We start from the raw sequence: 15,764 nt of genomic DNA on the forward strand, positions 1-15,764 counted from the left end.
TGACATATAAACATGTCGAATCAGAAATTCAAGGCGATTGGGAGGAGAATGGATAAATAAACACATTTTAAAGATAAAATCGATAACAAGACGTTTCTGAGGGTTGGATGAAATAGTGAGGGATGGAGCAGAAAGGCATACTCATCAGTCGGGGAGTTCTCCGCGCAGTGGATCGCCGGCCCCTTCGGTGACAATGACCTCAAAGCCTGATCCAAAGACCTTCCTGATTGTATGGCTTTCAGACCGGACACCCCAGACCTCCAGGATACAGTCTCCACGCGCCTCAAGGTCAAGGATAACATGTCCGTTCTGATCTTTTGAGAGGCAGGCATCAGTTATGCGGCCTGCATGGGTTCGATCGAGGTGCTCAGCCATCCTGAGAAAGAGGGAGAGGATGCGGATCTGCTCCTGAACAACCGGATCAAAGAGGCTGAAACTGTGATCCTTCTTTCGTGGAAATTTCTTCCGGTGATACCGTGCAATCTCCCCCATGATTCCGACCTCCTGCACATCGAAACCGACCAGATCCGCATGCCTGATGATATATGCAGAGTGGATATGATGATCCAAAAACGAGATGAAATTGCCGATATCATGCAGGTATGCTGCATACAGGAGAAGGGTTCGTTCTTTTTCAGTATATGAATGGAGACCGGCTTCACGTGCCGAATCAAAAAGACGGGCAGAAAGAGCGACAATGGTAAGTGCATGGCTCTCATCAATCCGGCAGGATCGTCCCAGCTGAACAACACTCCTTTTTCTGGAAGATATCTTCTCTGCATGGGGAAAACCAGGTATTCGGGAGAGATATTCCATGAGAAGACCTTCACGCAGGCCATGGGGCGATATCTCAATCCCGGCGATTCCAAGCTCTTCCATCACCGATTCGAGGATCACCGCGCCACCGATGATGATATCCGCCCGCTCTGGATTAATCCCGGGAACTTTTCGCCGCTCTTCAAGTGTCATCGAGCAGAGCCGCTCGATTGTATGCCCAAGATCGTCAAACCTCAACCGGGAAGGTGTGGAGCTGGCAGGATAAAGCCTTGATGCAATCTCTGCCAGATTCTGGATTGTACCGGAGCTCCCGATCACCCGTGAATAGGGAACTTTCCTGATACGGCTTAAAGGCTGGACGATCACATTTCTGACATACTGCTGAATCCGGGAATACTTCTTCCAGGAGACAGATCCCTCTTCGCCTGATCGGAAGAACTGGTTTGTCACCCTGATCGCCCCAAGTTTCATCGATTCAAGGGTGATGTAATCATGCTGGCTCCCGACTGACAGCTCGGTGGATCCACCACCAATATCAATAAAGAGGGCGCGTTGCGTGCCGATATCAAGCCCGGATACAACACCCCGGTAGATCAGCCGTGCCTCCTCCTTCCCTGAGACAACCCGGACATCAAGGTTCGCTTCCCTGAGGAGCATCTCAAGGAACTGATCGGCATTCTTTGCCTCCCGTGTTGCCGATGTGGCAACCGCAACAAATTCCCTCACCCCGTAGGCCAGCCCAAGATCGACGAACTGTTTGCAGATCGTGACACCGCGGCCTATCGCCTCACCGGAAAGCTCTTCCTGTGAGAAGACGCCTTCACCAAGCCGGGCAACCTCCTTCTGTATCGTGAGAACCGTTATTGATCCATTCGGATTCAGCCTGACAACCAAAAGCCTGATCGAGTTCGTCCCGATATCGATGAAGGCAACATTCTCTTCCTTTATCAACGATGATTCCATCATTGTGGCTCGAATCCCATCTGCATTTTATCAACACTACACTCAGCAGATATACCCCCGATTTCCTTTGGAGCCTCTCCACCCCTCCCAATCATCCCGGCTTCCCCGATGGGGATACCGTGCCGGAGCATCGTGCAGAAGATAGCAGGAAGACCTGCTTTCTGGATCGCGCCTGTCACAGACTCGATATCATAGGGTATCCGGATATGGCAGATAGAGAGGGGGTTTGCTTCAAGCAGGCAGTAGCATGCCCTCGGATCCCCATCTGCCGGTCGCCCGACCGAACCGGTATTGATGAAGTGGCATTCAGAAACCGTCCGTGTGAACGGAACATGCGTATGTGCTGAGACGATGAGATCCACACCCGTTGTGTTCGCATATGCTAGAAGTTCCATATCAGGCGTATGCGGACCGATACGCCCTGTGGTCGATTCCGGGCTCCCATGAGTGAGGAGGAGGGTCATATCACCGATTCGTGTCCTTATTTCCCGCGGGAGTGAACGTAGATAACTCCTGCTGTCTTTTGAGAGCTGCTTTCTTGTCCAGCAGAGTGCCTGCATCTTCACATCATCAGAAACAGCCTTCTTTCTACAGTCATTCTTTCTGAGCGAAAGGGTATCGATATCGATATTGCCTGCGATCCCGTTAATTTTCTTCTCCCCAATCAGTTGTAGCGTCTCTTCCGGATGCGGTCCAAAACCTATTAAATCCCCGAGATGAAGGATATGCGTTGCCCCTCTCTGTTCCGCATCCGCGATGACCGCCTGGAGCGCCGGAAGATTTGAATGGATATCCCCGATCAGGGCGATCCGTATATTCCTCCCCTCAAAAGTGCCATGAAGCCCGGGGTTTTCGAGGAGAAACGGCTCGACAATCTTCTGCCTGATATCCTCTATCAGATCATCCTCCACCATAGCCTTCCAATGGAGAGAGAAGAGCTCATACAGCTCATTCCGGCGGCATCTCCGATCGTCTGCAAGATGCAGCAGACCCGGCCTGATGAACCGCATAAACCCGTTATGCCCAAAGAATGATCGGACACGGGATTCCTCTTCCTCCATGAAGTGCGGCAGGACATCCAGCCAGACATCACAGTCATGCATATCTCCCAGGAGATCCTGAAGCTTCTTCACCACCTGTATCGGCTTTTTCAGGGCATCGGGGTAGAGATCACTGAAGATCTCCATTGTGTACCTTAGCCTCTTGGCTGCGATCCGCATCTCATGATGCTCTGCAATTCTTGTCGGATCGGGCACATAACGTTCAAACGAGATCAGCTCCTCAAGCCGGGTACTGATCGCATGGTATGCTGCTTCATAGGTAAACCTGCTATGGATATCGGTTTCATGAAGGTGTGCTGAGACGATCTGATCCCTGCACCACTCAAGAAGTACGTCAGCAACTCCTGAAGATTCAAAGGCATCAACCGATGAAACGACCTCCGGGTGGAGCGAAGCCCGCCTCTCTGTCCATCTGAGGAGAAGGCATTCTATCCCCGGTCTGATAAGCGGTTGAAAGGCAGTCTCTTCACACGGGGCGGGGAGCGCAACACCGCCGGTGATATAGACCCGAATCTTCCAGAGGAGTTCACGCATCCGCATGCGGATACCCGGCGACGGGGGTAGAGATAAAACACCGACGGGAGGGGCATCTGCTGTTACAAGGACGGTTGTATCCTCTGCCGGAGGCAGGAAACCCGCATACCAGACGGGAGGATGCTCGTCTGGGAGTGAATGAAGAAACGACTGAAGAAATTCGATCTGTACATCCAGATCCCGCGCCGCCCCAAGTGAGCGGGTAATGGAGCGGACACCTTTACGCGCCTTTTTATACGCCGACTCGGGAAGGCAGGGGGCAAAAAGAGGAAGAGCTGCCCGGACACGCCGTGAGGCAACCCGCATCCTGTGGATATATTCGATATCATCCGATTCCCTGACGCCGTCTGCTTCTGCTTCAAGATCCTCGGTGAGTCTTCTGAGAGTTTGTGCCCCAAAAAGGGAGAAGCCCCCATCAATCTTCTCTTTCTTTCCACCCATGCCATGCACCCCGGTGTTGAATCAGCCATTCCTGTGAATTACAGGCTTTATCTGTATTCTCTGGATGAATCCTGTCATAACTTCCATCAGTATTCAACCGCCACGATTTCTGGTTATCTGAAAGATGCACCCTCATGATCCTGATGAGAGCGGATCTGATCGCCGGATCCCGCACCGGAAAGAGCACCTCCACCCTCCGCCTGAGATTCCGCTGCATCATATCGGATGAGCCAAGGAGTACCTCATCATCTCCCCCGTTATGGAAATAATAGATGCGTGCATGTTCGAGGAAACGGCCGACTATTGAGGTAACACTGATCGTATCGGAAACACCTGCAATACCGGGCCGAAGAGCGCAGAGCCCCCGGACATTCAGATCCATTCTGACACCTTCATGTGAAGCCTGGTAGAGAGCGGATATGATATCAGGGTCAAGAAGCCCGTTCAGCTTCAGGGCGATATATCCATTCTGATCCCGCTTCTGGTGTTCGATCTCCCGTTCAATCCGGTTCAGGATCCCCTGCCGGAGGTTAATGGGAGCGACAAGGAGCTTCCGGTATTCCTGCCGATCCACATAACCGGTCAGGTGGTTGAAGAGCTCCGTTGCATCGGCCCCAATATCAGGATCAGCGGTCAGGTAACCGATATCTCCGTAGATACGGGTCGTCACTGTGTTGTAGTTTCCCGAGCTTAGGTGCACATACCGGTAGATGCCATCTGCTTCACGCCTGATTATCAATGCCACCTTCGCATGCACCTTCAGACGCTCATGCCCATAAACGACATGCACCCCTTCCTGCTCAAGAGCCCGCGCCCAGGTGATGTTATTCAGCTCATCGAACTTTGCTTTCAGTTCGAGCACCACCGTCACCTGTTTCCCATGCTGACGGGCTTTCATCAGGGCATCAACAATAGGGGATTTTTTATCGATCCGGTACATGGTGATCTTGATCGCAAGCACATCCGGATCGATCGCCGCCTGACGGAAGAGCCGTACAATCGGAATGAAGCTGTCGTATGGATGGTAGAAGAGGATATCACGTGATCGGGCGACATCAAAGATATCCTCTTCATGAACCAGTGGATTGGTGATATGGGGAACAAATGGTTCATCAAGGAGATCGGGACGTGAGAGATCATGCAGCTGCCAGAGATCATTATGGCCGATGAAGCCGGAAACACCATAGACATCTATCTCTTTCAGCCCAAGCCGCTCTGAGAGAAGGAGGATCAGCCGCGGTGGCATAGCAGGATCAACTTCAAGCCTGACAGGCACCCCTGTACGCCTGCATTCGATACTGTCCTCCACTGCAGTCAGGAGATCTGATGCATCATCAATGACCACTTTGATCTCCGCATCCCGTGTTACCCTGAACCGGTATGCACCCTCCACACTCATTCCCGGGAAGAGGGAGCCTAGATGCTCAGCTACGAGATCTTCAAGGAGGATGAATCGGGACGATGGTGCTCCGGAGGACGATTTTACAGGAATGAACCTGCCAAAAGTGAGGGAGGGGATCTTTATCCGCGCGAGATAACGCCGACCATCAGTTGATCCAAGGACAACAGCCAGATTCAGCGATAGATTCGAGATGAAGGGGAACGAGCGTGCGGCATCGATTGCCATCGGAGTCAGTATCGGGTAGATGGTAGACTGGAAGTAATCATGCATTGCCTCTTTTTCATCATCCGTCAACTGGGAGAACTGAACAATTGATATTCCTGCATCTGACAGAGCCGGAAGGAGAGACCTGCTCCAGGTCTCTTCATAGAGGCAATAGAGTTCATCCACTTCAATCTGGATCTTCCAGAGGAGATCAGCGGGGGCTGTTCCATCGGGAGGCAGTTTCCAGATACCGTCCTTTACCTGGTGGCGAAGCCCTGAGACCCTGACCATAAAGAATTCATCGAGGTTGCTCCCGCAGATCGCGAGGAATTTCACCTGTTCAAGGAGCGGATGCCTGCTGTCATTTGCCTCTGCCAGAACCCTCCTGTTAAAGGAGAGCCACGAGAGTTCCCGGTTGATGTAATAGTCAGGATCTTTTGGATTAAATGCCTCTTCAGTTGCCATGCCAGATCCCCCTGTGCTGGATCATCCATGCCTGTGAATCGATCGGTTCAGCACCCGGCTCGACCCGCTTATAGGTGCCATCCCTGTTCATCAGGCGAAGCTTAACCGTATCCTTCAGATGGATCTGAAGGATTGTTTTAATAACTGCGTTTCTGATCTCGCTATCCCGTATAGAATAGAGGATCTCAACCCTGCCATTTAAGTTCCGCGGCATCAGATCGGCTGATCCTATCAGCACCTCCTCTTCACCGGCGTTTCTAAAATAATAGATCCTGGTATGTTCAAGGAACCGACCCACGATTGAAGAGACGGTGATGTTGTCGGAAAAACCTGGGATGCCGGGGCGCAGGCAGCAGATGCCACGCACCTGAAGATGGATCCGTACACCCTCCCCTGATGCCCGATAGAGTGCTGCGATAAGATCCGGGTCAACAAGTGAATTACATTTAAAGGCAATATACCCGTTCCCATATTCCCGGTGCATACGTATCTCACGACCGATCCGGGAAATGAGATCCTCACGCATCCGCCCCATCTTTCCATGGGAAACGAGCAGAGTCCGGTATTCTATCTTTGCGGAGTAGCCTGTCAATGCATTAAAGAGATCTGCTACATCGGCTCCAACTGCCGGATCTGCGGTGAAGAGACCGAGATCGGAATATACACGTGCAGTCTGGGCATTGTAGTTGCCAGTTCCAAGATGGGTATAAGTGACAAGCCCGGTGGATTCGCGGCGAACCACCATGCAGAGTTTTGCATGCACTTTCAGGCCTATCAGCCCGTATACCACATGAACACCAGCCCGCTCAAGTGCCCGTGCCCAGATGATATTATTCTCCTCATCAAAGCGTGCTTTCAGCTCGACTAAAACCGTCACCTGCTTGCCCTGTTCACGCGCCTCCATCAGAGCCTCGACGATGGGAGAGTTCTGCCCGACACGATAGAGTGTCTGTTTGATCGCAAGGACATCCGGATCGCGTGCTGCCTGCCTGATGAAGCTCACCACCGGGATGAAACTGTCATAGGGATGGTAGAGAAGATAATCCCGCTTCTTAATGGCACGGAAGATTGTTTTCTCAGATTGTAGCCCTTCAGGAACAGATGGCAGGAATGGAGCGTCTTTAAGTTCGGGGCGATTAATTCCTGCAAGCTCCATGAGATCGGCCATACCAATCGGACCGGTGCAGGTATCAACCTGTTCAGGGTTTAGCCTGAGTTTTGAGGCGAGCATGTCCCGAACCCATACCGGGATAGAAACATCTACTTCAAGCCGGACAGGGCGCCCGATCCGGCGGTGCTCCACGCTCTCCTCAATTGTGGTGAGGAGATCAGATGCTTCATCCTCTTCGATCTCAAAATCAGCATCCCGTGTCACCCTGAATGGATAGGAGGCCGCTATCTCCATTCCAGGGAAGAGGAGATCCAGATTGTCTGCGATTAAGTCTTCAAGGAGGACATAATGGTGCTCTTTTCCACCAGAATCCTCCTGGGAGAAGAGCCGAACAAATCGCTGGACAAGACTACGGGGCACCTTCACCCGTGAGAAGAGGCGACCCCGCTTTTTATCATTAATGATGACTGCCAGGTTTAGCGAGAGGCTTGAGATGAAGGGGAAGGGATGAGAGATATCAAAGGCCATCGGGGTGACGATTTGGAATATATCCCTGATGAAGATCTCGCGGGCTTGTTTTCGATATTCCGGGCTTAATTCATCCATCCTGTGGATAATAATCCCTTCACTTTTGAGTTCCGGCAGAAGATGATCCTTCCAGCAGGAGGTTGCTTCATTCAACAGAGATGTGAGATCTGATCGGATACCGGCGATCTGCTCTTTTGGGGAGAGGCCGTCAGGCGGTCGCTCGAGTGCCCCGGCTGCGGCCTGCCTCCAGAGTCCCGATAGCCGGATCATTACAAATTCGTCCAGGTTATTCGCAAAGATCGAGAGGAATTTGACCCTTTCGAGAAGCGGGTGGTTCCGATCCAGTGCTTCTTCAAGGACACGCCTGTTGAACTGTATCCAGGAGAGTTCGCGGTTATGAAAGACTTTCGGAGTATAGAGCAGCACTGAGTCGGAAATACCCTGATGAATGGTGCGGTCTGTCTCCATGGAGATCACTCTTACCATTGGGCTTGATACAGATATTTGTTCCCGCTGGAGGGCGCGTATGCATACTGAATGCCACAGTGGATACACTATATCGTGATCATGCCACCTATCGGTGATGATGAGGGAGACTGGCAGGGACAAAGAACAATACCATCCCGCACAAAAATATTTCATATGATTTATGGTAAAAATAATACTCCATCCACCTTTGATCAGATAGCCGGGATCTATCGTACAGCAGAATCCCCTGAAGAGAAGATCGCAGCACTCAGGGATATGGGATCTTCAGATCGTGAACAGGCGATTCCGTTTTTAATTGGAGCTCTCAGGGATGATAATAAAGAGGTCAGAAAGGCAGCAACTGAAATCCTCGGTAGTGCCGGAGAGTCGGCGATTGCTCCGCTTGCAGCACTCCTGAGAGACGAATGGTGGGTGGTTCGTTATCGGGCATGCGAGGCGCTTGGAATGATCAAAAATCCCCTTGCCTATCCCCATATCCGCTCTGCTATCTCTGATGAAAAAGATCATGTCAGGTATATGGCAGCAAAAGGAATTGGCACACTCGGGATTCCTGCTGCTGCATTGGATCTGGAACCACTTCTTGAAGACGAGAACCCTTATGTCCGCAGGATGGCTGCAAACGCTGTTGTCAGGATTAAAGGGTGAAGAAGACAGGTTTTCTGCAGAAGATATCCATCACCCCATGCCTGATGGTATATGTCGAATGAAAGACATTGATCCGGGAGGGAAGAGGGATCCAGGTTTCATGTTCGTTCACGACAATTGCCACTCTTTCTGTCTCGATCCGTGCATAGGGTGCTGAGGTGAGCATGGTGTCTGGTGGGAGTGCAGCTGTAATGTAGATCCGGTTCTCCGTCTCGATCATTTCAAAGGGTATATCCGGAGGATGGTTCTCTACCGGGACAAGGACATAGCCTCCAAAACCCCCTTCCGGCCGGAGAATACACCCGATGATACGCAGGCTCCCCCTCCGGTATGAGCCGTCATCTTCAAGCCTGTGGCGTTCCATAGATACCCTCGATACGGTACCGCTCTCCATCCTGTGTCACAATACCCCGCATCAGAAGGGTGGCGAGCGAAGCCAGAACAGCAGATTTATCCACTTCCATGATCTCCACCAGTTCATCAAGGGTGAGATCCTGGTGAGAGAGGGTGATAATGATATCGAGATCAATACCCTGCCCTTTGTCTCCACTGTTCATCCTGACGATATCATTCATCGTCGCCTCAATATCCCGCTCAAGATTCTCAAGGGTATCAAGAATTGCCTCTCTGGCTCGTGCCATCCTTCTGAGCATTGAAAGGGCTTCAATAAGACGGAGATCAGCTGAGGGGAGGCTTGCGGTGCGCTGCTCTCCTTTCGGATTTCTTACAGAAACGACGAGGTCAAATTCTGTCTGGAGATAATAATATTTTCTCCGCCGCTCATCAAGGAAAAAACCGATGAGCGATTCCCGTTCCATCATATTCAGGTGCTCGATAACAGCTTTTGGAGAGAGGATCAGCCGATCGGATATCTCTGTCACAAAGCACGGCTTCTGGCGAAGCAGTTCGATGATACGCCTTCGGTTGCGGTTTCCAAGAATATCAAGCAGGCGGGAGACCTCGACATGGTCGAGCATACTAACATTATGTTAGGATTTTAATTATAAAAATATTACGATGAGAGCCGATAATTCGGGGCCTCATCTGTAATAACAATATCGTGCGGATGGCTCTCTTTCATCCCGGCGGCGGTGATACGGACAAAGCGTGACCGCTTTTTCAGATCCTCGATCGTCCGGGCACCGGTATAGCCCATCGCGGACTTCAGTCCGCCGACGAGCTGGTACACCACATCAGAGACCTCGCCGACATAAGGGATTGCTCCTTCAACACCCTCTGGAACAAACTTCGTTGCACCGATCCCTTTTGCCTGGAAATACCGATCGCTCGACTGCCCTCCGGTCATGACACCAAGGGAACCCATGCCGCGGTACTGCTTATACCGCCTTCCTTTGATGACGATAATTCGGCCGGGAGACTCATCTGTTCCAGCGAGCATGCTGCCGACCATGATGCTATCGGCACCGGCAGCGATCGCCTTTGCGACATCGCCTGAGAAGCGGATGCCACCATCAGCAATCACCGGAACCCCGGCCTCGTTCATAACATCAGCAACCGAGGCGATTGCAGAGATCTGGGGTAATCCGACACCTGCGACAACCCTGGTCGTGCAGATTGAACCAGGCCCGATACCGACCTTTATCCCGTCCACAACATCGACAAATTCCGAGGCCGCCTTCCCGGTAGCAATATTGCCTGCCACACAGTCGGCTTTGGCACTCCCCTTGATATCCCTGACAGATTTTACGACATTCATGTTATGGCCGTGTGCACAGTCGATAACAAGTGCATCTGCACCCGCCTCATCAAGGAGCATCGCACGTTCGAAATCAAAGGGGCCGACAGCAGCCGCCACTCTCAGTTTTCCGTGCTCATCACGGTTTGCCCGCGGGAACTGCCGTTTCTGCAGGATATCCTGCATGGTGATTATCCCAAGAAGCGCACCTTTCCTGTTCAGCACCGGCAGCCGCTCGACCTTCTTCATGTACATCAGTTCAAGCGCCTGTTCCGGGGTGACATCCTCGCCAACAGTGAATGGATCGTGGGTCATTACCTGTTCAACAGGCTCTTCTCCACGCCTCCCTACAATTGCCCGGATATCACGCCGGCTGATGATCCCGACCAGCTGTCCATCCTCGACAACCGGGGCTCCGCCGATGCCGTGCTCGTTCATCAGCCGCTCGACTGAGATGATCGTTGCTTTTGGATCGACATAGAGAACCTGCCGTTCGATGAGATCATCAGCACGTTTGACAGTCCTGACCATCTCTGCCTCGTCTTCAGCAGTGAGGTTTCGGTGAATAACACCGATTCCTCCTTCACGTGCAAGTGTAATCGCCATCTCATGCTCAGTCACCGTATCCATTGCCGAACTGCAGATCGGGATCGTCAGTGGAATGTTCTTTGAGAAACGGGATCGAACATCGGCCTGGCTCGGCTCGACAAAGGATTCCGCAGGTTCCAGTAACACATCATCGAAGGTGAGCGAAATAGGGATATTCAGCTTCTCTTTAAACATACATCAACTCCTGACCATGGCCAGCGCCTTCTCGACCAGCTCCGGCTGAATGGTGCATGACCGATCACCACCACAGACCATACCCCGGACACCGATAATATCGGGATCAATCCGCTTCAGGGGAGAAATATCCTCAAATACAAGCGAACCTGCAAGAGCTGTCTTCATTCCAAGCTTTTTATTCTCCCGTGTAAAGGAGGTGAGAGCAGCCTCATCCATAAATTCAAAGGTGCTCTTTCCATCCTTTAATCCAGTATCGATCATCGAAATATCCGCACCCTCTTCTCCGGCGATTGCCGCCATGTCAAAGGGAGAGATCGTTAAAAGGCGCTCATAATCCGAGTATGCAGCAATGACAACCGTCTTTTCGGGGAACTCAGGTTTGATCGCCTTGACAACGGCCCGGATCACCTGGCGCGCATCTTCTGCGTCCGAAAACATGAGGCCTATCTTGACATAATCAGCTCCGGCGCAGGCGGCTCCATATGCCGCAAGCGCGGCGGTGCCGGGCTTCGGAGCAAAATCGCCAATAGCGGCTGAGATCGGTTTTTCACCTGTAATCTCTTTGATGGACCGGATCACCCAGGGGAAATTTGCACCAAGCGATCCTTCAGCAGGGCGTTTTACATCGACGATGTCAGCAGAAAGAGAGAGTTTCGCCTCTTCCAAAGAACTCGGGCTGACAAGTAATTCCATAGAACTTAATGATCTCCGATGATAATAGTGATTGCGTTCTATCATGCAGCTCATTTGTGCACTAGATCTCAAAGGTGGCCGGGTCGTTCATGGGAGAGGAGGAAGGCGCTCTGAATATGCCCCGCTCACATGGGGACTCTCGCCTACAGCAGAACCCCGGGGATACATTGAAGCGGTCCGGCCGAAGTCTGTTTACATTGCGGACCTGGACAGGATTGCCGGAGTCGGATCGCATGACGAAACGGTGATGGGACTTGGCGATCTCGTCGCCCGCTGCTATATCGACAGGGGGTGCAGGGGGCCTCTGGATATGCTTGATGCGCCCTTCATCGAGAATGTCATCGGAACTGAGACCGCCGGAAGTGATCTCTCTGGCTTCTCAGGCGGTTATCTGAGCGTGGATGTGAAAGACGGGCGCGTCATTCCGGGTGGACAAATGCCGGATCAGATCCTCTCCCGCGCAGAGGAATGGGGGTTCTCAGGCTGCATCCTTCTTCATATCTCCGAAGTTGGTAGCGAGGGCGGAATCAACCGCACCGATGCGGAACATTATCGATCCCATACAGAACTACCTCTTCTCCATGGTGGCGGAGTCCGTGATCCTGACGACCTTCAGACACTCGCGGATGCCGGATATGACGGGGCGATCATTGCAACCTCCATCCATACCGGAAAAGTACCCGTTGAGTATATCAGGAGGGGATCATTCTGCTGATTACAATCGAAGGAATTGATGGATCTGGTAAGAGCACCCTGATCAAGAGGCTTGAAAATAGGTTATCCGATCTCAACTGTGTCTTCACGCGCGAGCCTGGCGCAACCTGGATCGGAAAAGCGGTCAGGCAGGCAATAGCCGAAGAGACTGATCCAATCTCAGAGGCCCTGCTCTTTGTTGCAGATCATGCGATGCACCTGAAAACAATCGTATGGCCGGCTCTTGATGACGGGAGGATTGTGATCTCAGACAGGTTTACCGACTCGAGGTTTGCCTACCAGCAGGTGACCCTCTCAGGGGTAATCGATGATCCCGGGAGATGGCTGGCTGCACTCCATGAAGGCTGGTCACTGACACCGGATCTCACATTTCTGCTGATCATCCCGCCAGCGCGCGCAATTGAGCGGATCGACAGAGAGGGTGTGCTGGAACATTTCGAGCGGGAAGAGGTGCTCGCCGCGGTCCAACAGGTCTATCTAAGCCGTGCCCGTGTGGAGCCAGAGCGTTTTGTCCTCATTGACGCTGAAGAGGAGATGGAGGAGATCGCCTCCTTTGTGGCAGAAGAGATCAGGCGCGTTTGCGGATCGCAAGAAGCGCATCGCCAACCGTGAGAAGATCCACCTCTTCTCCCTCAATTGCATAGGAGAAGACGGGGGCATATGAACCATCCGGTATACTGATATCTGACCCGTTGACACTAATTGTGTCAACACCTGCTTCAAGCGATTCCGGCGGGAGCGCCCGTATCGCCTGCATCACAGCCCCTGCCTCCTTTCTGAATGCAGGGCCTATGATCCCCATGTTAAAGGTGATATCCGAGAGCACGCGGTCAAGGTGAGGCTCATCTGATCTCCACTCAATCTCCGCATTGGTTGTCCTTCCGGCATCTCCACCATCATCGATTGTTTTGCCGGGAGTATAGATGGTCACATGGCCAAGCGGCGCGTTCAGGGCAAGTCCGGCATCATGCTTGTATTTCCGGAGCTGCCCAACAACAGATGCAAGAAGATTGCCGTTTTCATCTGCTGTCGGGTCAATATAGTCAAGGCCAGGCCATTGCTGATCGATGATCCGACCTCCTGAAAGGTGATAGTAGCATTCACTTGCAAAGAAGGGGGTGTACGGCGCAAGCAGTCTGCAGAGGGTATCGAGTGCTGTTTTCAGGGTAAAGACGGCACCGGCCCGGGATGGGAGATCTGAATAGAGCCTCCCTTTGACAAGCTCGAGATAGTTATCTGCTAATGATGACCATGCAAAGTCACGGATAGCCTTCAATCCTTTATCATACTGGTAAGAATCAAGGGCATCTGTCACCTCCTGTACTGTTGCCGAGAGTTTTGACAGAAGCCAGCGGTCAGCCAGTTCTGTTGGCCTGTCTGAAGATACAGAATCGTCTTTTCTGATCTGGAGAAGTGAGAAGCGGACGATATTCCACATCTTCGTCTGGAACCGGGATGCTGCGACGACATCATTCCAGGTAAATGTGATATCAGAGCCCATCGCAGCCCCAACCGCGGCCCACTGGCGGAGGGCATCCACCCCGTACCGATCGATCAGCTCATCCGGGGTGATGACATTGTTCCGAGACTTCGACATCTTGAAACCATCTTCACCAAGGACCATGCCGTTAATCATGATTCCATCCCAGGGTTTCTTCTGCGTGAGCGCCATTGACCTGAGGATCGTATAGAATGCCCACGTCCTGATGATATCATGCCCCTGCGGCCGGAGCTGTGTCGGATAGAATGCTGGTGTTGTCTTCCCATCCCACTTCGTGATTGCAAGTGGTGAGATGGATGAGTCCATCCATGTATCAAGAACATCTGTCTCTCCGGCAAATGAATTCGATCCACAGACCGGACAGGGATGTTTCGGGGAATCCACCGTTGGATCGATGGGGAGATCCTCTGGAACAGGAAGGATCATCTCACCGCAATCTGAACAGAACCAGACAGGGATTGGCGTTGCAAAGAGCCGCTGCCGTGAAATGCACCAGTCCCATTCCATCTGTTGCGTCCAGTTCAGAAGCCGGGTCTGCATATGTTCAGGATACCAGGTGATCTCTGAAGCAGCACTGACAATCTCCTCAGGCCTCACCTTCACAAACCATTGTCGTGCCGAGAGGATCTCGATCGGGGTCTGGCACCGCCAGCATGTTCCGACCCGCTGGGGCAGTTCCTCCTGCGTTTTCAGAATACCCGATTCCTTCATGTCCGAGAGTATCGCTTCACGGCACTCTTTCGCCTTCATTCCGGTATATTTTCCACAGATTGCTGTCATCACACCTTTCTGATCAATTGCGGATCTGAGGTCGAGGTTATGGGACTTCCACCAGACAACATCCTGCTTATCTCCGAAGGTGCAGATCATCACAGCACCTGAACCAAAAGCCGGATCGACTGCTTCATCCTCGACTACCGGCACAGGATACGAGAAGAGAGGAACGGTGAGGGTCTTTCCCTTCAGGGTGTGGTACCGGTTGTCATCAGGATGAACGGCGACGGCGACACATGCTGCGAGGAGTTCGGGGCGCGTAGTTGCAATCTCCACGCCATCGAAATCAAAGTAATTAAGCAGTGTCGTATTCTCAGAATATGCAACCTCTGCAAAGGCAATTGCGGTCTCGCACCGGGTACAGTAATTAACGGGGTGCTCGGACTGGTAGATATAGCCGTTTTTCAGCATTTGTAAAAACGATGCCTGGGTGAGACTGTAATACGATTCCTCCATCGTTATGTATTCGTTACTCCAGTCAACCGAGAAACCCATCAGCCTGAGAGAGTGGCGCATCATACGAATGTTCTCGCGTGTGAGATCACGGCACATCTGGCGGAACTCTTCCCTGGGAACGTCATTTTTTGTTATGCCATGGATCTCTTCCACCTTCACTTCTGTCGGAAGGCCATGACAATCCCACCCCTGCGGGAACATCACATTATAGCCGCGCATCCGCTTGTACCGGGCAACGATATCCATATAGACCCAGTTCAGTGCATGCCCGATATGCAGGCGACCCGTCGGGTATGGAGGGGGCGTATCGATGATATATCGTGGCTTTGCTGATTCCCAATCAAAATAAAAATCCTCATCGCGCCATTGATCGAGCCATCGCCGCTCAACCTCGGCATAATCATAGGTTTTTGTGAGATCCTCGGGTGACGACATTTATAACAGGTTGTCTGCGTCATCTGATATACTGATCGCACCGCTAATGGGAGAGATACGAAGGTTATTCTCTCCGCCTCACCAATGTT

Annotated in this window: 12 protein-coding genes; 3 read left to right on the plus strand and 9 right to left on the minus strand. The window is 52.1% G+C overall.

The window, feature by feature from the left end; genetic code table 11:
- Positions 1-144: 144 nt before the first annotated feature.
- Genes FTO68_RS05435 through ppk1 (FTO68_RS05450) form a run of 4 tightly spaced genes read right to left on the minus strand, consistent with a single transcriptional unit; the run spans position 145 to position 7,954 of the window.
- Positions 145-1,743, minus strand: a complete 1,599-nt coding sequence (locus tag FTO68_RS05435; protein ID WP_255332366.1) for a Ppx/GppA phosphatase family protein — start codon at positions 1,741-1,743, stop codon at positions 145-147.
- A complete protein-coding gene (locus FTO68_RS05440) occupies positions 1,740-3,776 on the minus strand; it encodes a CHAD domain-containing protein (RefSeq protein ID WP_255332367.1) in 2,037 nt (678 codons plus the stop codon). Before FTO68_RS05440 ends, FTO68_RS05435 begins: the two co-directional genes overlap by 4 nt.
- Positions 3,751-5,847 (minus strand): polyphosphate kinase 1, encoded by a 2,097-nt coding sequence (gene ppk1 / locus FTO68_RS05445; RefSeq protein WP_255332368.1) that lies wholly within the window; start codon positions 5,845-5,847, stop codon positions 3,751-3,753. Before ppk1 (FTO68_RS05445) ends, FTO68_RS05440 begins: the two co-directional genes overlap by 26 nt.
- Entirely contained in the window at positions 5,837-7,954 is a 2,118-nt protein-coding gene (ppk1, locus tag FTO68_RS05450; RefSeq protein WP_255332369.1) for a polyphosphate kinase 1, read from the minus strand. The genes ppk1 (FTO68_RS05445) and ppk1 (FTO68_RS05450) overlap by 11 nt, the downstream gene beginning before the upstream one ends.
- Before the next feature lie 99 nt (positions 7,955-8,053).
- On the opposite strand from ppk1 (FTO68_RS05450), the gene FTO68_RS05455 reads away from it, so the two are divergent.
- Positions 8,054-8,620: a HEAT repeat domain-containing protein gene (locus tag FTO68_RS05455; protein ID WP_255332370.1), complete on the plus strand. Its 567-nt coding sequence runs from the start codon at positions 8,054-8,056 to the stop codon at positions 8,618-8,620.
- Here FTO68_RS05455 and FTO68_RS05460 read toward each other — a convergent pair.
- Genes FTO68_RS05460 through FTO68_RS05475 form a run of 4 tightly spaced genes read right to left on the minus strand, consistent with a single transcriptional unit; the run spans position 8,610 to position 11,795 of the window.
- Complete coding sequence (locus FTO68_RS05460; protein ID WP_255332371.1) at positions 8,610-8,984, minus strand: hypothetical protein; 375 nt, start codon at positions 8,982-8,984, stop codon at positions 8,610-8,612. The genes FTO68_RS05455 and FTO68_RS05460 overlap by 11 nt on opposite strands.
- Positions 8,965-9,597 (minus strand): ArsR/SmtB family transcription factor, encoded by a 633-nt coding sequence (locus FTO68_RS05465; protein WP_255332372.1) that lies wholly within the window; start codon positions 9,595-9,597, stop codon positions 8,965-8,967. The genes FTO68_RS05460 and FTO68_RS05465 overlap by 20 nt, the downstream gene beginning before the upstream one ends.
- Before the next feature lie 35 nt (positions 9,598-9,632).
- A complete protein-coding gene (gene guaB / locus FTO68_RS05470) occupies positions 9,633-11,099 on the minus strand; it encodes an IMP dehydrogenase (protein WP_255332373.1) in 1,467 nt (488 codons plus the stop codon).
- A gap of 3 nt (positions 11,100-11,102) precedes the next feature.
- Positions 11,103-11,795, minus strand: coding sequence for a (5-formylfuran-3-yl)methyl phosphate synthase (locus FTO68_RS05475; protein WP_255332374.1), 693 nt, complete (start codon positions 11,793-11,795; stop codon positions 11,103-11,105).
- 43 nt (positions 11,796-11,838) lie between these two features.
- Here FTO68_RS05475 and FTO68_RS05480 point away from each other — a divergent pair, with 43 nt between their 5' ends.
- Together FTO68_RS05480 and tmk are read left to right on the plus strand one after the other, a co-directional pair.
- Positions 11,839-12,510, plus strand: coding sequence for a HisA/HisF-related TIM barrel protein (locus tag FTO68_RS05480; RefSeq protein ID WP_255332375.1), 672 nt, complete (start codon positions 11,839-11,841; stop codon positions 12,508-12,510).
- Between the two features lie 14 nt (positions 12,511-12,524).
- Complete coding sequence (gene tmk / locus FTO68_RS05485) at positions 12,525-13,121, plus strand: dTMP kinase (RefSeq protein ID WP_368659882.1); 597 nt, start codon at positions 12,525-12,527, stop codon at positions 13,119-13,121.
- On the opposite strand, the gene FTO68_RS05490 is transcribed toward tmk, so the two are convergent.
- Positions 13,078-15,675, minus strand: a complete 2,598-nt coding sequence (locus FTO68_RS05490) for a valine--tRNA ligase (protein WP_255332376.1) — start codon at positions 15,673-15,675, stop codon at positions 13,078-13,080. The two genes, tmk and FTO68_RS05490, sit on opposite strands and share 44 nt — an antisense overlap.
- Positions 15,676-15,764 lie beyond the last annotated feature (89 nt).

Source organism: Methanocalculus taiwanensis (genome assembly GCF_024372745.1).
GTDB lineage: Archaea > Halobacteriota > Methanomicrobia > Methanomicrobiales > Methanocorpusculaceae > Methanocalculus > Methanocalculus taiwanensis.

What these genes read in the sequence shown, in the direction of transcription:
- ppk1 (WP_255332368.1), bottom strand. Translation starts at nt 5,847, where the DNA reads ATGGCAACTGAAGAGGCATTTAATCCAAAAGATCCTGACTATTACATC.
- ppk1 (WP_255332369.1), bottom strand. Translation starts at nt 7,954, where the DNA reads ATGGAGACAGACCGCACCATTCATCAGGGTATTTCCGACTCAGTGCTG.
- FTO68_RS05480 (WP_255332375.1), top strand. Translation starts at nt 11,839, where the DNA reads ATGCAGCTCATTTGTGCACTAGATCTCAAAGGTGGCCGGGTCGTTCAT.
- FTO68_RS05475 (WP_255332374.1), bottom strand. Translation starts at nt 11,795, where the DNA reads ATGGAATTACTTGTCAGCCCGAGTTCTTTGGAAGAGGCGAAACTCTCT.
- FTO68_RS05460 (WP_255332371.1), bottom strand. Translation starts at nt 8,984, where the DNA reads ATGGAACGCCACAGGCTTGAAGATGACGGCTCATACCGGAGGGGGAGC.
- guaB (WP_255332373.1), bottom strand. Translation starts at nt 11,099, where the DNA reads ATGTTTAAAGAGAAGCTGAATATCCCTATTTCGCTCACCTTCGATGAT.
- FTO68_RS05440 (WP_255332367.1), bottom strand. Translation starts at nt 3,776, where the DNA reads ATGGGTGGAAAGAAAGAGAAGATTGATGGGGGCTTCTCCCTTTTTGGG.
- FTO68_RS05465 (WP_255332372.1), bottom strand. Translation starts at nt 9,597, where the DNA reads ATGCTCGACCATGTCGAGGTCTCCCGCCTGCTTGATATTCTTGGAAAC.
- FTO68_RS05435 (WP_255332366.1), bottom strand. Translation starts at nt 1,743, where the DNA reads ATGATGGAATCATCGTTGATAAAGGAAGAGAATGTTGCCTTCATCGAT.
- FTO68_RS05490 (WP_255332376.1), bottom strand. Translation starts at nt 15,675, where the DNA reads ATGTCGTCACCCGAGGATCTCACAAAAACCTATGATTATGCCGAGGTT.
- FTO68_RS05455 (WP_255332370.1), top strand. Translation starts at nt 8,054, where the DNA reads ATGCCACCTATCGGTGATGATGAGGGAGACTGGCAGGGACAAAGAACA.